The organism is Corynebacterium sp. HMSC078A10 (assembly GCF_001811565.1).
Classification (GTDB): domain Bacteria; phylum Actinomycetota; class Actinomycetes; order Mycobacteriales; family Mycobacteriaceae; genus Corynebacterium; species Corynebacterium hesseae.
Genome location: NZ_KV805221.1, coordinates 38,704 through 53,990 on the forward strand (window position 1 = coordinate 38,704; position 15,287 = coordinate 53,990).

General features: G+C 63.0%; 18 protein-coding genes and 1 pseudogene. 10 read left to right on the forward strand and 9 right to left on the reverse strand.

Annotated elements, in window-relative coordinates:
* Positions 1–313: 313 nt before the first annotated feature.
* From HMPREF2808_RS09750 to menE, 3 genes are read left to right on the forward strand one after another with little or no spacing between them, the layout of a single operon-like run.
* A complete protein-coding gene (locus HMPREF2808_RS09750) occupies positions 314–1,294 on the forward strand; it encodes a 1,4-dihydroxy-2-naphthoyl-CoA synthase (protein ID WP_070624559.1) in 981 nt (326 codons plus the stop codon).
* A 21-nt stretch (positions 1,295–1,315) separates the two neighbouring features.
* Positions 1,316–1,477, forward strand: coding sequence for a hypothetical protein (locus HMPREF2808_RS13545; RefSeq protein ID WP_168165077.1), 162 nt, complete (start codon positions 1,316–1,318; stop codon positions 1,475–1,477).
* Positions 1,478–1,488: 11 nt separating this feature from the next.
* A complete protein-coding gene (gene menE, locus HMPREF2808_RS09755) occupies positions 1,489–2,637 on the forward strand; it encodes an o-succinylbenzoate--CoA ligase (RefSeq protein ID WP_070624560.1) in 1,149 nt (382 codons plus the stop codon).
* Here the strand turns inward: menE and HMPREF2808_RS09760 are convergent.
* Entirely contained in the window at positions 2,634–3,323 is a 690-nt protein-coding gene (locus HMPREF2808_RS09760) for a metal-dependent transcriptional regulator (protein ID WP_046647781.1), read from the reverse strand. The genes menE and HMPREF2808_RS09760 overlap by 4 nt on opposite strands.
* Before the next feature lie 107 nt (positions 3,324–3,430).
* Between HMPREF2808_RS09760 and HMPREF2808_RS09765 the strand changes: the two genes are divergently transcribed.
* Genes HMPREF2808_RS09765 through HMPREF2808_RS09785 form a run of 5 tightly spaced genes read left to right on the forward strand, consistent with a single transcriptional unit; the run spans position 3,431 to position 7,659 of the window.
* Positions 3,431–4,357 (forward strand): metal ABC transporter substrate-binding protein, encoded by a 927-nt coding sequence (locus HMPREF2808_RS09765; RefSeq protein ID WP_070521016.1) that lies wholly within the window; start codon positions 3,431–3,433, stop codon positions 4,355–4,357.
* On the forward strand, positions 4,357–5,067 hold the full coding sequence (locus HMPREF2808_RS09770) for a metal ABC transporter ATP-binding protein (RefSeq protein WP_010189751.1): 711 nt from the start codon (positions 4,357–4,359) through the stop codon (positions 5,065–5,067). Before HMPREF2808_RS09765 ends, HMPREF2808_RS09770 begins: the two co-directional genes overlap by 1 nt.
* Entirely contained in the window at positions 5,064–5,918 is an 855-nt protein-coding gene (locus tag HMPREF2808_RS09775) for a metal ABC transporter permease (RefSeq protein WP_010189752.1), read from the forward strand. Before HMPREF2808_RS09770 ends, HMPREF2808_RS09775 begins: the two co-directional genes overlap by 4 nt.
* Positions 5,915–6,769 carry a metal ABC transporter permease gene (locus HMPREF2808_RS09780; RefSeq protein WP_010189755.1) on the forward strand — a complete coding sequence of 285 codons (855 nt, stop codon included), beginning with the start codon at positions 5,915–5,917 and terminating at the stop codon, positions 6,767–6,769. Before HMPREF2808_RS09775 ends, HMPREF2808_RS09780 begins: the two co-directional genes overlap by 4 nt.
* A 5-nt stretch (positions 6,770–6,774) precedes the next feature.
* Positions 6,775–7,659: a 1,4-dihydroxy-2-naphthoate polyprenyltransferase gene (locus tag HMPREF2808_RS09785; RefSeq protein ID WP_070534067.1), complete on the forward strand. Its 885-nt coding sequence runs from the start codon at positions 6,775–6,777 to the stop codon at positions 7,657–7,659.
* Between the two features lie 8 nt (positions 7,660–7,667).
* On the opposite strand, the gene HMPREF2808_RS09790 is transcribed toward HMPREF2808_RS09785, so the two are convergent.
* Positions 7,668–8,009, reverse strand: a complete 342-nt coding sequence (locus HMPREF2808_RS09790; RefSeq protein WP_070533925.1) for a DUF4229 domain-containing protein — start codon at positions 8,007–8,009, stop codon at positions 7,668–7,670.
* Between the two features lie 43 nt (positions 8,010–8,052).
* Between HMPREF2808_RS09790 and HMPREF2808_RS09795 the strand changes: the two genes are divergently transcribed.
* A complete protein-coding gene (locus tag HMPREF2808_RS09795) occupies positions 8,053–8,367 on the forward strand; it encodes a hypothetical protein (protein WP_070521026.1) in 315 nt (104 codons plus the stop codon).
* Here HMPREF2808_RS09795 and HMPREF2808_RS09800 read toward each other — a convergent pair.
* The 7 genes from HMPREF2808_RS09800 to hemL form a co-directional block, all read right to left on the reverse strand.
* The gene (locus HMPREF2808_RS09800) at positions 8,364–8,621 is read right to left on the reverse strand and encodes a helix-turn-helix domain-containing protein (protein WP_070533927.1); all 258 of its coding nucleotides are present in this window, start codon (positions 8,619–8,621) and stop codon (positions 8,364–8,366) included. The genes HMPREF2808_RS09795 and HMPREF2808_RS09800 overlap by 4 nt on opposite strands.
* Positions 8,622–9,638 (reverse strand): c-type cytochrome biogenesis protein CcsB, encoded by a 1,017-nt coding sequence (gene ccsB, locus HMPREF2808_RS09805; protein ID WP_070533928.1) that lies wholly within the window; start codon positions 9,636–9,638, stop codon positions 8,622–8,624. It abuts the gene before it with no gap.
* A gap of 141 nt (positions 9,639–9,779) precedes the next feature.
* On the reverse strand, positions 9,780–11,411 hold the full coding sequence (locus tag HMPREF2808_RS09810; protein WP_070624561.1) for a cytochrome c biogenesis protein ResB: 1,632 nt from the start codon (positions 11,409–11,411) through the stop codon (positions 9,780–9,782).
* A 12-nt stretch (positions 11,412–11,423) separates the two neighbouring features.
* Positions 11,424–12,230: a cytochrome c biogenesis CcdA family protein gene (locus HMPREF2808_RS09815; protein WP_070521038.1), complete on the reverse strand. Its 807-nt coding sequence runs from the start codon at positions 12,228–12,230 to the stop codon at positions 11,424–11,426.
* Positions 12,227–12,832: a TlpA disulfide reductase family protein gene (locus tag HMPREF2808_RS09820; RefSeq protein ID WP_070624562.1), complete on the reverse strand. Its 606-nt coding sequence runs from the start codon at positions 12,830–12,832 to the stop codon at positions 12,227–12,229. The genes HMPREF2808_RS09815 and HMPREF2808_RS09820 overlap by 4 nt, the downstream gene beginning before the upstream one ends.
* Entirely contained in the window at positions 12,832–13,440 is a 609-nt protein-coding gene (locus tag HMPREF2808_RS09825; protein ID WP_070624563.1) for a histidine phosphatase family protein, read from the reverse strand. The genes HMPREF2808_RS09820 and HMPREF2808_RS09825 overlap by 1 nt, the downstream gene beginning before the upstream one ends.
* 31 nt (positions 13,441–13,471) lie before the next feature.
* Positions 13,472–14,806, reverse strand: a complete 1,335-nt coding sequence (hemL, locus tag HMPREF2808_RS09830; RefSeq protein ID WP_070624564.1) for a glutamate-1-semialdehyde 2,1-aminomutase — start codon at positions 14,804–14,806, stop codon at positions 13,472–13,474.
* Between the two features lie 202 nt (positions 14,807–15,008).
* Here hemL and HMPREF2808_RS13830 point away from each other — a divergent pair.
* A pseudogene (locus tag HMPREF2808_RS13830) lies at positions 15,009–15,287 on the forward strand (hypothetical protein); the annotation flags it as partial.

A 15,287-nucleotide genomic window follows, 5' to 3' on the forward strand; every position in this document is an offset into this window, starting at 1 on the left:
CATGTAGTCACGTCGCGCGCCTCATGCGCGCGACGGTAGCCCACACTCTTCGCAGCGAGCGCAACCCTTACTGGGCAGGGAAAAGTCCAGTGCTTCTCAGGCGCCTTCGTAGCGCAAGAAGGCAGGGAGGTTCGATTCCGTCCCACTGTATGGTGTACCGCGCTGGTACGGAGTACACGTGCACATTGACGGGGCATACCCCGCAGTATTGTTTATTGTTTATCACCGCCGCGCTGGGCGGAGAGTGTGGGTGAGGGTTTGGGAATGGGGACTATACTTCCGGCACACTGCTTTCCAATTAAGCTGGTGTGCCATGAGCGAGCAGAAGAATTACAGCACCGATAATCCGTTCAAGCCGGAACTCTGGCGCCCCGTCGAGGGCTTTGAGGACCTGACGGATATCACCTATCACCGGCTCATCAGTGACGGTCCGAAGCCACAACGTAAGGACGGCATCGTCCGCATCGCCTTCGACCGCCCCGAGGTGCGCAATGCGTTTCGCCCGCACACGGTGGATGAGCTCTACCGCGCACTGGACCACGCACGCCGCACGCCAGATGTTGGCACGGTGTTGCTGACCGGCAACGGGCCCTCCCAAAAGGACGGCGGCTGGGCGTTTTGCTCCGGCGGTGATCAGCGCATTCGCGGCCGCTCCGGGTACCGCTATGCCACCGAGCACGCGCATGATGACGCGACTGCCGACGAATCCACTGTCGACACCGCCCGCGAAAAAGTTGAGGGCGGCCGCCTGCACATCCTGGAGGTTCAGCGCCTCATCCGCACCATGCCGAAGGTGGTCATCGCCGTGGTCAACGGCTGGGCCGCCGGCGGCGGGCACTCCCTGCACGTGGTGTGCGATATGACCATCGCCTCCCGCCAGGAAGCCCGCTTCAAGCAGACCGACGCCGACGTCGGCTCTTTCGACGCCGGCTATGGCTCGGCCTACCTGGCCAAGATGGTGGGCCAGAAGTACGCCCGCGAGATCTTTTTCTTGGGACGCACCTACGACGCGCAGCGCATGTACGAGATGGGTGCCGTCAACGAGGTAGTTAACCACGCCGAGCTGGAGGACGCCGCCATCCAGATGGGACGCGAGATCAACATGAAGTCCCCCACCGCCCAGCGCATGCTCAAGTTCGCCTTCAACCTCACCGATGATGGCCTCATGGGCCAGCAGGTCTTCGCCGGCGAAGCCACCCGCTTGGCTTATATGACCGACGAAGCCGTCGAGGGCAAGGAATCCTTCCTGGAAAAGCGCGAGCCCAACTGGGATGACTTCCCGTACTACTACTAGTTCCCCCAAGGAGAGCCTGACGTGCTTTATTTTTCCATTGCCCTCGCGGCCATCGCGCTCGTTGCCGTCATCGGTTCCCGCGTGTGGATACTGCGCCACATCCAGCAGGCCCAAAAGGATGGTGAGCGCCCCTTCGATCAGGAGGATGAGCTCATCAACCCTTACGAACACCGCGGGCGGTAACCTAGCTAACCGTGACCATCCTCTCCCCTCTGCCTGTCAATCCACATGACCCCGCCGCCATCCTCCCTGATCTGGAAGCGGCCATCGCAGGACAAGCCACCTTCCTGCCCGCCCCTGCAGAGGACCGCACCCGCGCGCAGCTCCTGCGCAACCACATGCGCGCAGGAGAACCTATTGATTCCTCCATCGCGCTGGTCGTGGCCACCTCCGGGTCCACGGGCACGCCGAAAGGCGCGCAACTCACGGCCGCCAACTTGGTCTCCAGCGCCGATGCCACGCACCGCGCTCTCGGCGGCACCGGCCAGTGGCTGCTAGCCATGCCTGCCTCCCATATCGCGGGCATCCAAGTATTGGTGCGCTCCCTCGTCGCGGGAGTGGAGCCGCTGTGCCTTGATCTCTCAGAAGGGTTCTCCGTCCCTCATTTCGCCCGCGCCGCGCACGAGCTGGCCGCCACCGGGGATCGCTCATACACGGGACTGACCCCCATGCAGCTGGCCAAGGCCATGGATTCGCTAGTGGGAATCGAGGCCCTGCGCACTTTTGATGCCATCCTCGTCGGAGGTGCTGCCACCCACCCACAGTTGTTGGACTCTGCGAAAAAGCTGCGCATCAACATCGTCACCACCTACGGTTCCTCAGAGACTTCCGGCGGCTGCGTCTACAACGGCCGTCCCCTCGATCGCGCTCTTGTTCGCATCGGCGACGAGGGGCGCATTTACCTCGGCGGGCCCATGATTGCGCAGGGCTACCGAAACGTGGACTCAGATGCCTTCGTGGTCGATGAGTCCGGCACCTCGTGGTTTGCTACCTCCGACGCCGGCGCGCTTCACGACGGCCACCTCACCGTCACCGGGCGCCTCGACAACATCCTGAACACCGGCGGGCTCAAGCTCCATCCAGAACAGCTCGAGCAGCACATCCTGCGCGTGCCGGGAGTGGAGAGCGTGTGCGTGGCCGGCATCCCCCACCCACGCTTAGGACAGATGATCGTCGCTGCCTATACCGGATGGGCGGATGTCGGCGATATCCTTGTGGCTCTCGACGATAGTGGCCTTCCCCGGTGGCAAATCCCCAAGGACTTCAAGCGCCTGGCCCAGCTCCCCACCACCGGCCCAGGCAAGGTAGACCGCCTCGCCGTCGCCCGCATGTGGGACAGCTAAGCCTCCGCTTCGCCAAAGCTGCGTACGGCAATGCCGCGCGCAGCGGATTCCCCGAGGGGGAAGTGTGAACCTTCATCGACGGCAACCTCGAGCACACCCGCAACCGAAGGGGCAACGACGGTCAATTCTACTCCCGGCCGCACTCCATATTTATCCAGGTAGCGCAAAAATTCGCCATCAGCGTCAGTGACCTGCTCCACGGTGACGGGGGTCTGCGCGGGGACGTCGATAAGCGTAATGCGCGAGACCGGCTCGGCAGTGCCATCCGGGGCAGGTATGGGATCACCATGCGGATCGCGGGCGGGGTTGCCCAGGAAAGAATCAAGACGTTCAACGAGCCTGTCGGACGTCGCGTGCTCTAGCATTTCTGCCTCATCGTGCACCTCATCCCAGGTATAGCCCAGAGTGCGCACGAGGAAGGTTTCCAGGAGCCGATGCCGGCGCACCATTGCCACAGCCAGCCGCCGGCCTTCCTCAACAAGCCGAACACCGAAGTAGCGTTCGTGTTCCACCAGCCCCTTCGCGGCCAGGCGCTTGACCGCCTCCGACGTGGTGGGCAGCTTCTGCCCCGCCGCTTTAGCTAGGTCCCCCAGCGGCATCGCGGTATTAGCGCCCTCTTTCTCCTCATAGGTCCAGAGGATCTTGAGGTAATCCTGGGTGCGTTCGGGCAGCTCACTGATGTGCATACCCCCATCGTAGTTCAGCCTATTGCTTCCAAAGGTTTCAGGACTTATGCTCTTTCAAGTTCAATCTATTGAACATCGACATTCACTTTTAATAAGAGAGGTTTCCCGTGAAGAAACTTATTGCGCTTCCCCTCGCTTCCCTCGTGGCTGCCACCGCGCTGACTGCCTGCACCAGCAGCGACTCCGCCGAAGCCCAGGACGACAATCTGACGATCTTCGCCACGACTGGTTACTTGGCTGATGCGGCCGCCAATATCGCCCCGGACGCCGACATCACCACCATGGTCGGTCCCGGCGGCGATCCGCACACCTACCAGCCCACCACGCGCGATATTGAAAAGATGCAGGACGCCGACCTCGTCCTCTGGAATGGCCTTCACCTCGAGGCGCAAATGGTGGACCAGCTCTCCTCCCTCGGTGAGAAGCAGCTAGCTGTCGGCGAACAGCTCGATACTGCTGACCTTCTGCCGTGGCCCGAGCAAGGTGACAAGGGCGAAAAACTCTACGACCCGCACATCTGGAATAGCCCCGAGCTGTGGAGCCAGGTCGTCGATCACATCGGCACCAAACTCGGCGAAATCGACTCTGACAATGCCGAAGACTATGCCGCGGCCGCCGATGAATATGAAGACAAGATTGCAGCCGCGCATGACAAAGCGGCTAAGGAACTCGAAAACGCCTCCCCGCGCGTCCTCATCACCGGCCATGACGCCTTCAACTACTTCGGCAAGACCTTCGACTTTGAAGTCCAAGCCACCGACTTCGTGACCACCGAAGCCACCAAGTCCGCCACTGAGATCTCCGAGCTCGCGGATACGATCGCGGAGAAGAAGGTCCCCGTTATCTTCCAAGATAACCAGGCGAACCCACAGGCCATCACTTCTCTCAAGGAAGCCGTAGAAACCCGCAACTGGACAGTCACCATCTCGGATGAAGAGCTCTTTGCCGATACCCTCGGCCCGGAAGCCCCAACCGATACCTACCTCGGAGCCTTCGAACATAACGCTAGCGCCGTGGCGAAAGCACTAAGCTAATGCTCAGCGTAGGAAACCTCACCGCCGGCTATCCCCGCACGCCGGTGCTTCACGACGCCTCCTTCACCCTCACCCCCGCGACTATCACCGGGCTGGTGGGTGCGAACGGGTCGGGAAAGTCTACTCTGGTCCGCACGCTGGTAGGGCTCCTTCCGCCTCTAGCCTGCGGGTCGATGACCTTCGATGGCGTCGATCTGGCACATTTTCGGCAGCGTCTCGGATATATGCCACAACATGCGGATATCGACTGGAATTACCCTGCCACCGCCTTCGACATCGCCCTGATGGGCCGCACCGCCGGGCTGCGCTGGTGGCAGTGGCCCAGCCGCGCTGACAAAGACGCCGCTCACGCCGCGCTTTCCCGCACCGGAATGCAGGCACACGCGCAGCTGCCGATTTCCGCCCTGTCTGGTGGTCAGCGCCAGCGCGTGTTGTTGGCGCGCACGCTCGTTAGCGAGCCGGAATTCATCATCCTCGACGAGCCCTTCGCTGGTGTCGATGCCGCGAGTCAGCGCGCCATCATGGATGTACTCAAGGAACTGCGCGAGAACGGCGTGACCATCCTGCTGGTGCATCACAACCTGGCGGAGGTCGCCGACTTTTGCGATGAGGTCCTCATGGTCGGCCACGGCCGGCTCATTGCTGCTGGCCCCACCGAGCAGGTACTTACCGAGTCCGCCATTGCCGACATGTTTTCCCTGCCATCATGAACCCACTCGAGCTTCTTCAGAACTACACCTATACCCAGGCACTCCTGGGCACCGTGCTCATCGGTGGCTGCGCTGGCGCGCTAGGCCCACTGGTATATGTTCGCCGCACCAGCCTGCTGGCCGATGCCATCTCGCATTCTTCCCTGCCTGGACTGCTCACCGCCTTCCTCGTGGCCACCGCCATTGGCTGGGACGGGCGAAATGTCTGGCTTCTTTCTTGCGGCGCCCTGCTCACCGGAACCCTCGCGGTGGGGTGCATTCACCTCATCCCGCGGTTAACTCCCCTGGGGCAAACCACTGCGATGGCGGCCACGCTAACCACATTTTTCTCGGTGGGAATGCTGCTCATGCAGTATATTTCCCGCCGACCATTGCCTGGCAAGGCCGGAATCCAGGATTATTTGCTGGGAAATGCCTCCACGCTCACTCGCGCGGATGTACGGTCCACACTCATCATCGGTGGCTGCGTGCTGCTTTTTCTTTTCCTCATTCACACCCGGCAGGCCGCAGTCACTTTTGATTCAAGTTTTGCCCAGGTAGCCGGCATCCGCACCTCGTTCCTCAACGCGGCTAGTTTCTTCGCCCTCACCGCCATCACGGTGCTCGGCGTCAAAGTCGTCGGCGTAGTGCTCATGGTCGCCGTGGTCATCAGCCCTGCCGCCGCTGCCCGCCCCTGGACCACGCGCTTGCTACCTTTCATCGCGCTCTCCGGGTTCTTCGGCGCGGCCACCGCTGCTCTCGGCTGCTATGTCTCCATTGCGCACGGCCCGCTGCCCACCGGTCCGGTCATCGTCCTGGCTCAGGCGGCGCTCGTCACTATCAGCCTCACCAGTAGAAAGCTAGCCTCATGACCCTCGCCGCGACCGCTTGTCTCCTTGCCGTTCTGACGGCCTTGGCCTGTGCTATCCCCGGCACCTTTGTTGTCCTCAAAGGCCAGGCCATGCTTATCGACGGCATCGGCCATGCCGTCCTTCCCGGAATTGCCGTCGGCTACCTCTTTACCGCAGATCTAGATTCACCCATCTTGCTCGTTACCGCGGCCGCTGGCGCCTTGGTGGTGGCGTTGGGAACTGACGCACTACAGCGCAGCCCGCTGGTGACTGCTGATTCCGCCCTCGGATTGGTCTTTCCCGCCCTGTTTGCCGCCGGAGTCATCCTGATTTCTACGCACATGAGCCACGTGCACCTTGATGTCCACGCCGTTCTCGTCGGTGATCTCAACCTCGCGGCCTTCTCCAATCCCAACTATTGCTACATCATGGCCGCAGTGCTGGGTATCAATGCTCTCTTCCTCGCCCTTACACTGCCGCGTTTATCCGCCACGACTTTTGACGCCGATTTTTGTGCCGCACGCGGGGTGCCCACGCGCGTTCTTCACATCATATTTATGACCGTGGTTGCCTGCACCGCCACCGCCGCCTTTCACGCTGCCGGTGCCATGCTGGTCATCGCTCTCATGGTATTCCCGACGATGACCGCGCGGCTGCTTACTCAGCGCGTGCCCACGCTGGTGTTGACCGCCTGTGGCGTTGCCGCTATCAGCGCGGTCGTGGGATTTTGGGTTGCCTATGTCCTTGACGCGGCTACCTCTGCCGCAATGACAGTCACCAATGCCGTTATTTTCGTTGCAGTGCTCATCATCTACCGCTTTCGCCAACGCACCAGCTCATTGCCGCAGCACACCACACCAGTGGCACAATAGTGAGCATGTCTGCCTATTCCGCCACTCCTGCCGATTGGCTCCAGGGTGCTCGCCCGCACACCTGGGCCAATGCCTTTGCTCCCGTTATCGCTGGTACCGGTGCCGCTGCCGCGGCCCACGGCCTGCACTGGGGCCGGGCGTTGCTGGCGCTCATCGTGGCCTGGGCGCTTATCATCGGCGTGAATTACGCCAACGATTACTCCGATGGCATCCGCGGCACCGATGATGACCGCACCGGCCCCCAGCGGCTTACCGGGGGCGGACTGGCCAAGCCGCAGCACGTCAAGTTCGCTGCTTTCGCTTGCTTCGGCGTGGCGGCTATCGCGGGCATTTCGCTCTCCCTGGCTGCCAACGCGGCTTGGTTCATCCTCGTCGGCGCTGTGTGTATCGCCGGCGCCTGGTTTTACACCGGTGGCAAGAATCCCTACGGCTACCGCGGGTTCGGAGAAATCGCCGTTTTCGTGTTCTTCGGGCTCGTCGCGGTCCTAGGTACCGAGTACACACAGGCCGGCCGCATCACGTGGACAGGCCTTGCCTTAGCCGTGGGTATCGGCGGTATGAGTGCGGCGGTAAACCTGGCCAATAACATCCGGGACATCCCCTCCGATGAGGCCACCGGCAAGATCACCCTGGCTGTGCGCCTGGGTGATAAGAAGTCCCGCACGCTATTCATGACCCTGTTGCTGCTCCCGGTGTTGCTCACCGTGGGCTTGGCCTTCGATTCCTGGGCAGCGCTGGCCTCCCTGCTCTACTTCCCCCTCGCACTGGGCGCTATCCGCACCGTCAACCGCGGTGCGCGCGGACCCAAACTCATCCCGGTGCTCGGTATGACTGGCCGCGCGATGCTGGTATGGGCGGTTGTCAACGCAGTAGCGCTGGCTCTGGTTTAGCCTCTGATTTAGCGGCCAGCCAGCTCCTCCTGGACCCACTTCTTGTGGGCCTTGCGCTGCGCGGAGTACTCCGCCAGGGATTGGGTTGCTTCCACGCGCCACGTGGAAAAGAGCAGCATGGACAGTGGCAGCGCCACGAACAACGCCAGCAGCGCGGAAACCAGCAGCGGAAAGGTCTGGAGCACCGCCATCGCCAGTAGCTGAATCACTACAGTCAACACGATAAACAGCACCACACGGGCCGCGCCATACTTCCACAAAGCGACGCGGGAGCGGCGCTTGAGCGCGGGGTCCGGCTGGGGCGGGTCGGGGTTCTGGGAGGCGTTGGTGGTGTTTTCTGTCTGGCTCATAATTCTCACTTTTGCTTCGCGGGCATTCCGTAGAATACAACGCATGGGTCGATTGATACTACTACTCTTGTTTGTCCTCGCGGCAGTCCTCGTCTGGAAGGCTTTTGGTCCGTCGAGTTGGAATAAGAAGGTGCAGCAGGCGCAGCAGCCGCAGCGCCCGGCAATCAAGGGCCCCGATGATGACGAGGAATTCCTGTGGAACCTAGAGAAGCAGCGCTTCAAGGAGCGCCGCGCCAAGGAGCGGGAGGCCCAGCGCAAAGAGGAAGAACGCCGGCGGCGCTCACAGGGGCAGCAGGAGCCCAAGGCCCCCGAGGACAAGGACATTGAAGGCAAAGACTCTAAGGGGAAAGAAGCCTAGTCCTTCGGCACGAAGGTCATCTCGAGGCCGAGGGCCTCGGCCACCGCAACGACCTTTTCCCAGCGCACGCCAGAGCCACCGTGCTCAATAGTATGCAGCGTGGAGCGCGAAATCCCGGCCTTCCCAGCCAGGTCCTGTTGCAGGATGCCCAGCTCGCGACGGCGCTGCGCAAAGCCCTCACCAAGGGCGATGAGCTGAGGGTTATCGCCCGCCGGTTTGCCGGGCTTGTGCCGCGGCTTATGGATATCCGCCATTTAGTTCAGCCCCGCGTAGGAGTGCAGGCCGGAGACAACCATGTTGATGAAGAACAGGTTGAACACCATGAGCAGCATCGCCGCGATGTTGATGTACGGCGCGGCCTTACGGAAGGCCGGCGTGGCGCGAGCGTGCAGGTAGGCAGCGTAGAGGATCCAGGTGGCGAAGGACACGGTCTCCTTCGGGTCCCAACCCCAGTAGCGGCCCCACGCGGACTCGGCCCAAATAGCACCCAGCACGATGCCCAGGCCCAAGGTCGGCAGCGCCACTACGCCCAAGCGGTAGGCCAGGCGGTCCAGCTTCTTAGCTGAAGGAAGCGGGCGGGCAAGCGCGCCGAAGAAACCGGACTCGCCTCGCTTCGGCTGGAACTCACGCAGCACGCTGAGCAAAGAAGCGATACCGGAGACCACGCCGATGGATGCGCCCAGCGAAACCACGGTGACGTGGATGGGCAGCCAGTGTGACTGGAGTGCCGGAACCACCGGAGCGGATTCCGCATAGAGCTTGGTGGAGCCGTAGAACATCAGCGCCAGGATTGGCGTGAGCAGCCACGGCCACAGGGTGCGCCACTCCTTGCGCTGCATGGCGATGGTCGCCACCACCATCGCGCCGGCGGTCACCATGAGCATGTACTCGTAGAGGTTGCCAAATGGGAAGCGGCCGGTAGCCAAACCACGCAGCACGATGGCCGCCAAGTGCAGGGCGATGCCCAGCCACAGCAGCATCTGCGTCATGCCGCCGAGCTTGTCGGCGTTCTCCTGCTTCTTCGCCAAATCATCGTCTGCGGTGCTGGCCGTTGGGGGAACGTCGCCAAGCACGGCGCCATCTGCCGAAGCGCCCACGGTGGCGAGCTCACGCTGCTGCGGTGCAGCTGCGGTACGGGCGCGCATGGCCTCAATGATGCTCTGCATCCGGCCGTAGTACACCAGGGACAGCACCAAGGCGAGCGCATATACGACGAACGCGGTTTGCACCGCGATGTCTGAGAAGTTGGACAGATTCTGATCAACCTGCATGAGTGGGAAACCTTGCCTTCACAATCGTGCCTACCCCGTGCGCCACGCACGAGGCTGCATGAACGGAGAGATTTATGGTGCCCATAAGGCTACCCCCTTTTCCCAGCTGTATCCAACTTTTGAAGGATACGGTCCGCGCCTTTAGTCGGCGGAGTAGAGTTCGTCCTCCTCCACGTCATCGGGATCCGGCAATTCCAAAAGCTCGCGGTGCAGCTTATGGAACTCCTCAGACCAGCCCGCGCGGTCGGTGCGGGCAAGCCCGCCCATCTCGATATCGGTACCGCCGTTGGCACCCGGGCGGATGCGCACCCAGACGCGGCGTCGCTTGATCACCAGGGAGCCGACGAGCGAAACCAACATCACGAGAGCAGATACCAGCACCCAACCCTGGAAGGGGTCATAGGACACCTGGTAGTTCGCAAACTCGGAGGCACCGTCGAAGGTGACCTTGGTGCCGTCGTCCAGCGTGACCGATTCACCCTGGGTCAGGTTGACGCGGTCGATCTTTTGCAGCTGGCCCGAGTGGACCAGGCTGGAATCGAGGGAGAAGAAGGACTGCGGCTTGCCCGTGTCCAGGCCGGCATCGCCGCGGTAGATATCGATAGCCACCGCCGGATCCAGCATCGCCGGGTAGGAAGATTGCAGCAGCTTACCGTTCTCACCGGACCACTCGGCGGTCGGCGCAAACAGGCCCTGGATAGCGATCTGGTTCTGGCGGCGCTCAAACAGGTCCGGGTACATGCCCGACGGCGGATCGAAACGCATCACGCCCGAGGAGAGGAAGAACGTGGTGTCATTGGGCTGGAACTGGATGGTCTGCGTGCGCTTTTCGCCGTTGGGCCACTCCACCGTCATCGTCGGCGCAAAACCATGGCCCTGCAGGTAGACGCGGTTGTTATCAATGCGCAGCGGGTGGTTGACCTGCAGCTGGTAGTCCTCCCAGGTCTCCGGGTCCGTGAAGATATCATCGCCGGCGGCATAGGACACATCGGAGGTGAACATCTCCGCCTGGCCATTAGGCAGGTAGTCCGCGGTGAAGTCGTGGGCCTTAAAACAGAAGGGGTGGAGACCCGTGCCGTCGAAAAGCGGGCCTGCGCGGAAGGAGTCATAGACGGAGGTTGAGGTATTACAGAACTCCGTGGACTGCGGCTGCTCTTGGGTCTGACCCTGGGAGTTCTTCTCCGTCACCACGATGACCTGGCCCTCATAATGCACCAAGCGCCCGGCTGCCATGGTGAGCAGGATGGCCACGAGCGCGATGTGGAAGATGAGGTTGCACAGCTCACGGGCATAGCCGCGCTCCGCCGAGAAGGACTGGGCACCCGCGCGGTCCTTCTCCGGGGAAACCTCGCTTACGCGCCACTTCTTCAGCATGGTCTTGGTTGCCGCGGCGATCTCCTCCGGGGACTTTTCCGAATGCCCGGTGGCATTGAGCGGCATCTTTTCCAGATACTTCGGCGCGCGCGTCGGCGGTGTGCGGTAGGCCTTGTAGTGATCCCAGGAGCGCGGGATGATGCAGCCCACCAGAGAAATCATGAGCAGGACGTAGATGGCCTGGAACCAGACGGAGGAGAAGACGTCGAAAAGCTGCAGCTTGTCGTAGATTTCCGCAACCTTGCCGTTGGTCTCAATGAAGTCATTGACGTTGGATTCATTGAGCGAGCGCTGCGGCAGAAGCGAACCCGGAATGGCGGCGATGGCCAGCAGGAAGAGCAGCGCCAGCGCGGTGCGCATGCTGGTCAGCCAGTGCCAGGCCTTGCGGATATATCTCACGAAAAATCTCCTTTACAGCAGCGTCGCGCCATAGGACACGGTCCACTGGCGGATGGCGTTGATGAAATCTCCCCACAGCCCGGTCAGCAGCGCCAGGCCGACGAGGATCATGGCGATGCCCCCGGCAATCTGGATGGCGCGGGAGTGCGTGCGCATCCACGAAATGGTGCGCATGGCCTTAACAGAGCCCAGTGCCACGAGCAGGAAGGGCAGGCCCAGCCCCAGGCAGTAGCCGACGATGAGCAGCGTGCCGCGCACCGCAGTCATGCCCGCGGTGCCGGCGGAGACGGACAAGATGGCGGCCAGCGTGGGCCCCAGGCACGGCGTCCAGCCCAGGGCAAACACGCCGCCGAGCAGCGGCGCGCCCAGCCACGTGGTCCAGCGCCTCGGCGCCATGCGCGTGTCCTTCTGCAGCACCGGCACCACACCCATAAAGACCACGCCCATGAGGATGGTGATGATACCGCCGACGCGCATAAGGGTGTCCGCGTTGAGCCGCAGCGCCGAGATGGCGCCGAAGACCGAAACCGTGGCCAGCACGAAGATGACGGTAAAGCCCAGCACGAAGAGTGCTGCGGCGCCGACGACGGCCCACTGCCGACGCTTGCCCACGCCGACCCCGAGCTCCTCGTCGTGGGTGACCTCACCGCCGACCACGGAGGCCAGGTAGGAGATGTAGCCGGGCACCAGCGGCACCACGCAGGGTGAGGCGAAAGATACCAGCCCGGCGGCGGCTGCGGCGAGGATTCCTAGCAGCAGCGGGCCGGCCGCGGCGGCGTCGGCAAAGCTCTGCCCGATTCCGTCAGCGGCTAGGATCACTGTTCTTTCTCCAGCTCGTCCACGACGTCGAGGACGTCCTGCTCCGTGATCTCCGTGAGGAAGACCGCGGCCGGGCGGTGCTGCTTGTCCAACACGATGGTGGTGGGCACCACGGAGGTGGGCACGCCGCCGAGCGCTGCGGCCGTCTTAAACGGCGGGTCGTAGATGGACGGGTACTCCAGGCCGTTATCGGTGAGGAAGTCCAGGGAAATCTCCGGGTTGAAGTCCTTGACGTTAATGCCCAGTACGGTGCCGACCTTGCGCTTTTGCAGCTCCGCGTGGATGGCCTGGAGGTCATCCGATTCGGAGCGGCACGGCGCGCACCACTGACCCCAGGAGTTGAGGACGACGATCTGATCCTTGAAATCCGAAAGCTTGATCGTCGTGGACTCATCCCGCAAGTCCTCGCCGGAGAAATCCTTGAGCGGCTTGCGGTCCTCCTCCGCATAGCGGATGGTGGTCTGCCCGCCAGGCGAGATGAACTCGAAGGTGCCGCCGGAAGCCACGGCGTTCTGCGCGTTTTCTTCGCTTTGCGAGCAGCCTGCCAAGGCAAACACAGCAAGGACACCGGCCGCGGCGGCGCGGATAGTTCTGCGTCCCATTAGATATCCTGCGCCGGTTCGGAGTAGAAGATATCTATGATCTCGCGGTCACGGTAGACCAGCGAAGTCACCGAAGCCAGCGCGCACGTGCGGTCCCACGGCGCGTGAGCCAGGCGCTTGCCCAACACGGTGCGCTGCACCATGACGATGGGTAGCTGGTGGGAAACCACGATGGCCTCGTGTCCCTCGGCCTTGGAGCGGGCGCGCTCGGCGGCGTCCATCATGCGCGCGGCGATCTCCTCGAAAGGCTCGCCCCACGAGGGCTCAAGCGGGTTGACCATGAGCGGCCAGCGCTGCGGGTTCCACAGCTGCGAGTTCCAGCCCTTGGTGCGCAGGCCCTCGAAGCGGTTGCCGGACTCGATGACGCCCTTGTCGACATCCACCTCCAAGTCCGTCACCTGCGCAATCGGCAGCGCGGTTTCCTGCGCGCGCTGCAGCGGCGAGGCCGCCAGGTAGGTCACGTCATGGCCTTCGAAGGCTTTCGCTGTGCGGGCGGCCATCGAGTGCCCACGTGAGGACAAGTGATAGCCCGGGATGCGCCCGTAGAGGATCTTATCCGGGTTATAAACCTCGCCGTGGCGGACGAAGTGGACGATGGTGGTGGACATATACCTGTGTCTATCCCCTCAAATGGTTGGTTTACTGCGGGCGCTGCGCGCTGGCAGCGGCCTGGGCGGCAGGCTTGAGAGCTGCCTCGATTACCTCAAAATCATTGTCCGTGAGCGCATCAGACACAAACCAGGTCTCGAAGGCTGACGGCGGAACGTACACGCCGCCCTCCAGCAGTGCGTGGAAGAAGGGTGCGAAGCGCCAGGTATCGGCCGCCTGCATATCGGCGAAGTTGCGGCCCTGGCCCTCGGCGAAGCGGATGGAGAACATCGTCTCCGCGCGCTGGATGTGGTGTGCCACTCCGGCGGCATCAAGTGCCGCCGTTATCAGGCTGGTCAGGCAGTCCGCGTTGGCCTGCAGGCGCGGGTACAACTCTTCGTTGGCCAGCTCCAGAGAGGCCAGACCGGAGGCCATCGCCACCGGGTTACCGGACAGCGTGCCCGCCTGGTAGACAGGGCCGGCGGGGGCGAGGGAAGCCATGACGTCGGCGCGGCCGCCGAAGGCAGCTGCCGGCAGGCCACCGGAGACCACCTTGCCGAAGGTCACCAGGTCACCCGCTACCCCATCGACGCCGAACCAGCCCTTGTAGGAGGTGCGGAAACCGGTCATGACCTCGTCGAGGATGAGCAGGGCGCCGTCGGCATGCGCGATCTCCTTGAGTGCCGCGTTGAAGCCCTCCTCCGGGGCCACGGTGCCCATGTTGCCCGCCGCGGCTTCGGCGATGATGCAGGCGATCTCTCCCGGGTGCGCGGCGAAGGCCTCGCGGACGGCGTCGAGATCGTTGTACGGGACGACGATGGTGTCCGCGGCCGAGGCACCCGTGACGCCCGGGGAATCCGGCAGTGCGAAGGTGGCCACGCCGGAGCCAGCCGACGCCAACAGCGCATCCACGTGGCCGTGGTAGCAGCCCTCAAACTTCAGGACCTTGGCGCGGCCGGTGAAACCGCGGGCCAGGCGCACGGCGGACATGGTGGCCTCGGTACCGGAGTTGACCAGGCGCACTTGCTCCACGGCGGTGCGCTTGACGATGTGCTCCGCCAGCAGCGTCTCGCCCTCGGTGGGTGCGCCGAAGGAGAGGCCGTCGGCAGCCGCCTTCTGGACTGCCTCCACGATGGCCGGGTGGGCGTTGCCGTGGATCATCGGGCCATAAGAGCTGACCAGGTCGACGTACTCGTTGCCGTCGACGTCCCAGAGGCGGGAGCGCTCGCCACGGGCGATGACGCGGGCTTGGCCGCCCACGGATCCGAAGGCGCGGACCGGGGAATTCACGCCACCCGGGGTGACCTTCGTGGCGCGCTCGAACCACTCGGCGGACTGGGACGTATTCTGCTGATTTCGCTGGCTGGAGTTAGGCATAGCCCACATTGTATCGGTTTTAGCCCTATACAAAAGTTTGAGTCCCCTTGTGTCCTTCCGTCCTCCCTCCACTGCCTCCTAAGCGGCAGCAATCGCTCGCGCTGCGCGCCCGCTACTGTGGCGCTATGCTGGCAGCACACTGTTGATTCTGCCTTTCCTTATTTAAGCGCTGGGGTGCGCTGTGGAGAGGCACTACTTAAGGGGGATTCCCATGGCATCGCGCCGTTTTCTTGTCATTCTTGCCTGCCTTCCACTGTCTGCCTGCGCTGCCACTCAGGCAGAAACCGCTCCGCGAACCGAACCCAGCCCTACCACCTCGGCCCAACCAACGTCCTGGCAGCCGAATGCCCTGCCCCAGCCGGTCAACCGCTTTGGCGACACCACCTCTATCTCGCCCGCCCCGGCCGAACCGGAATCTGAAACCGAGGCGCCCGCGCCCGCACCCACGACCGTCGAGGCCCCCGCGCCACGCATCGAAGTAGAAACCGTC

Bases quoted from the DNA above. Each gene is read 5' to 3' on its own strand.
- HMPREF2808_RS09750 (WP_070624559.1), top strand. From the start codon at position 314: ATGAGCGAGCAGAAGAATTACAGCACCGATAATCCGTTCAAGCCGGAA.
- HMPREF2808_RS09760 (WP_046647781.1), bottom strand. From the start codon at position 3,323: ATGCACATCAGTGAGCTGCCCGAACGCACCCAGGATTACCTCAAGATC.
- HMPREF2808_RS09770 (WP_010189751.1), top strand. From the start codon at position 4,357: ATGCTCAGCGTAGGAAACCTCACCGCCGGCTATCCCCGCACGCCGGTG.
- HMPREF2808_RS09775 (WP_010189752.1), top strand. From the start codon at position 5,064: ATGAACCCACTCGAGCTTCTTCAGAACTACACCTATACCCAGGCACTC.
- HMPREF2808_RS09780 (WP_010189755.1), top strand. From the start codon at position 5,915: ATGACCCTCGCCGCGACCGCTTGTCTCCTTGCCGTTCTGACGGCCTTG.
- HMPREF2808_RS09785 (WP_070534067.1), top strand. From the start codon at position 6,775: ATGTCTGCCTATTCCGCCACTCCTGCCGATTGGCTCCAGGGTGCTCGC.
- HMPREF2808_RS09790 (WP_070533925.1), bottom strand. From the start codon at position 8,009: ATGAGCCAGACAGAAAACACCACCAACGCCTCCCAGAACCCCGACCCG.
- HMPREF2808_RS09795 (WP_070521026.1), top strand. From the start codon at position 8,053: ATGGGTCGATTGATACTACTACTCTTGTTTGTCCTCGCGGCAGTCCTC.
- HMPREF2808_RS09800 (WP_070533927.1), bottom strand. From the start codon at position 8,621: ATGGCGGATATCCATAAGCCGCGGCACAAGCCCGGCAAACCGGCGGGC.
- ccsB (WP_070533928.1), bottom strand. From the start codon at position 9,638: ATGCAGGTTGATCAGAATCTGTCCAACTTCTCAGACATCGCGGTGCAA.
- HMPREF2808_RS09820 (WP_070624562.1), bottom strand. From the start codon at position 12,832: ATGGGACGCAGAACTATCCGCGCCGCCGCGGCCGGTGTCCTTGCTGTG.
- HMPREF2808_RS09825 (WP_070624563.1), bottom strand. From the start codon at position 13,440: ATGTCCACCACCATCGTCCACTTCGTCCGCCACGGCGAGGTTTATAAC.
- hemL (WP_070624564.1), bottom strand. From the start codon at position 14,806: ATGTGGGCTATGCCTAACTCCAGCCAGCGAAATCAGCAGAATACGTCC.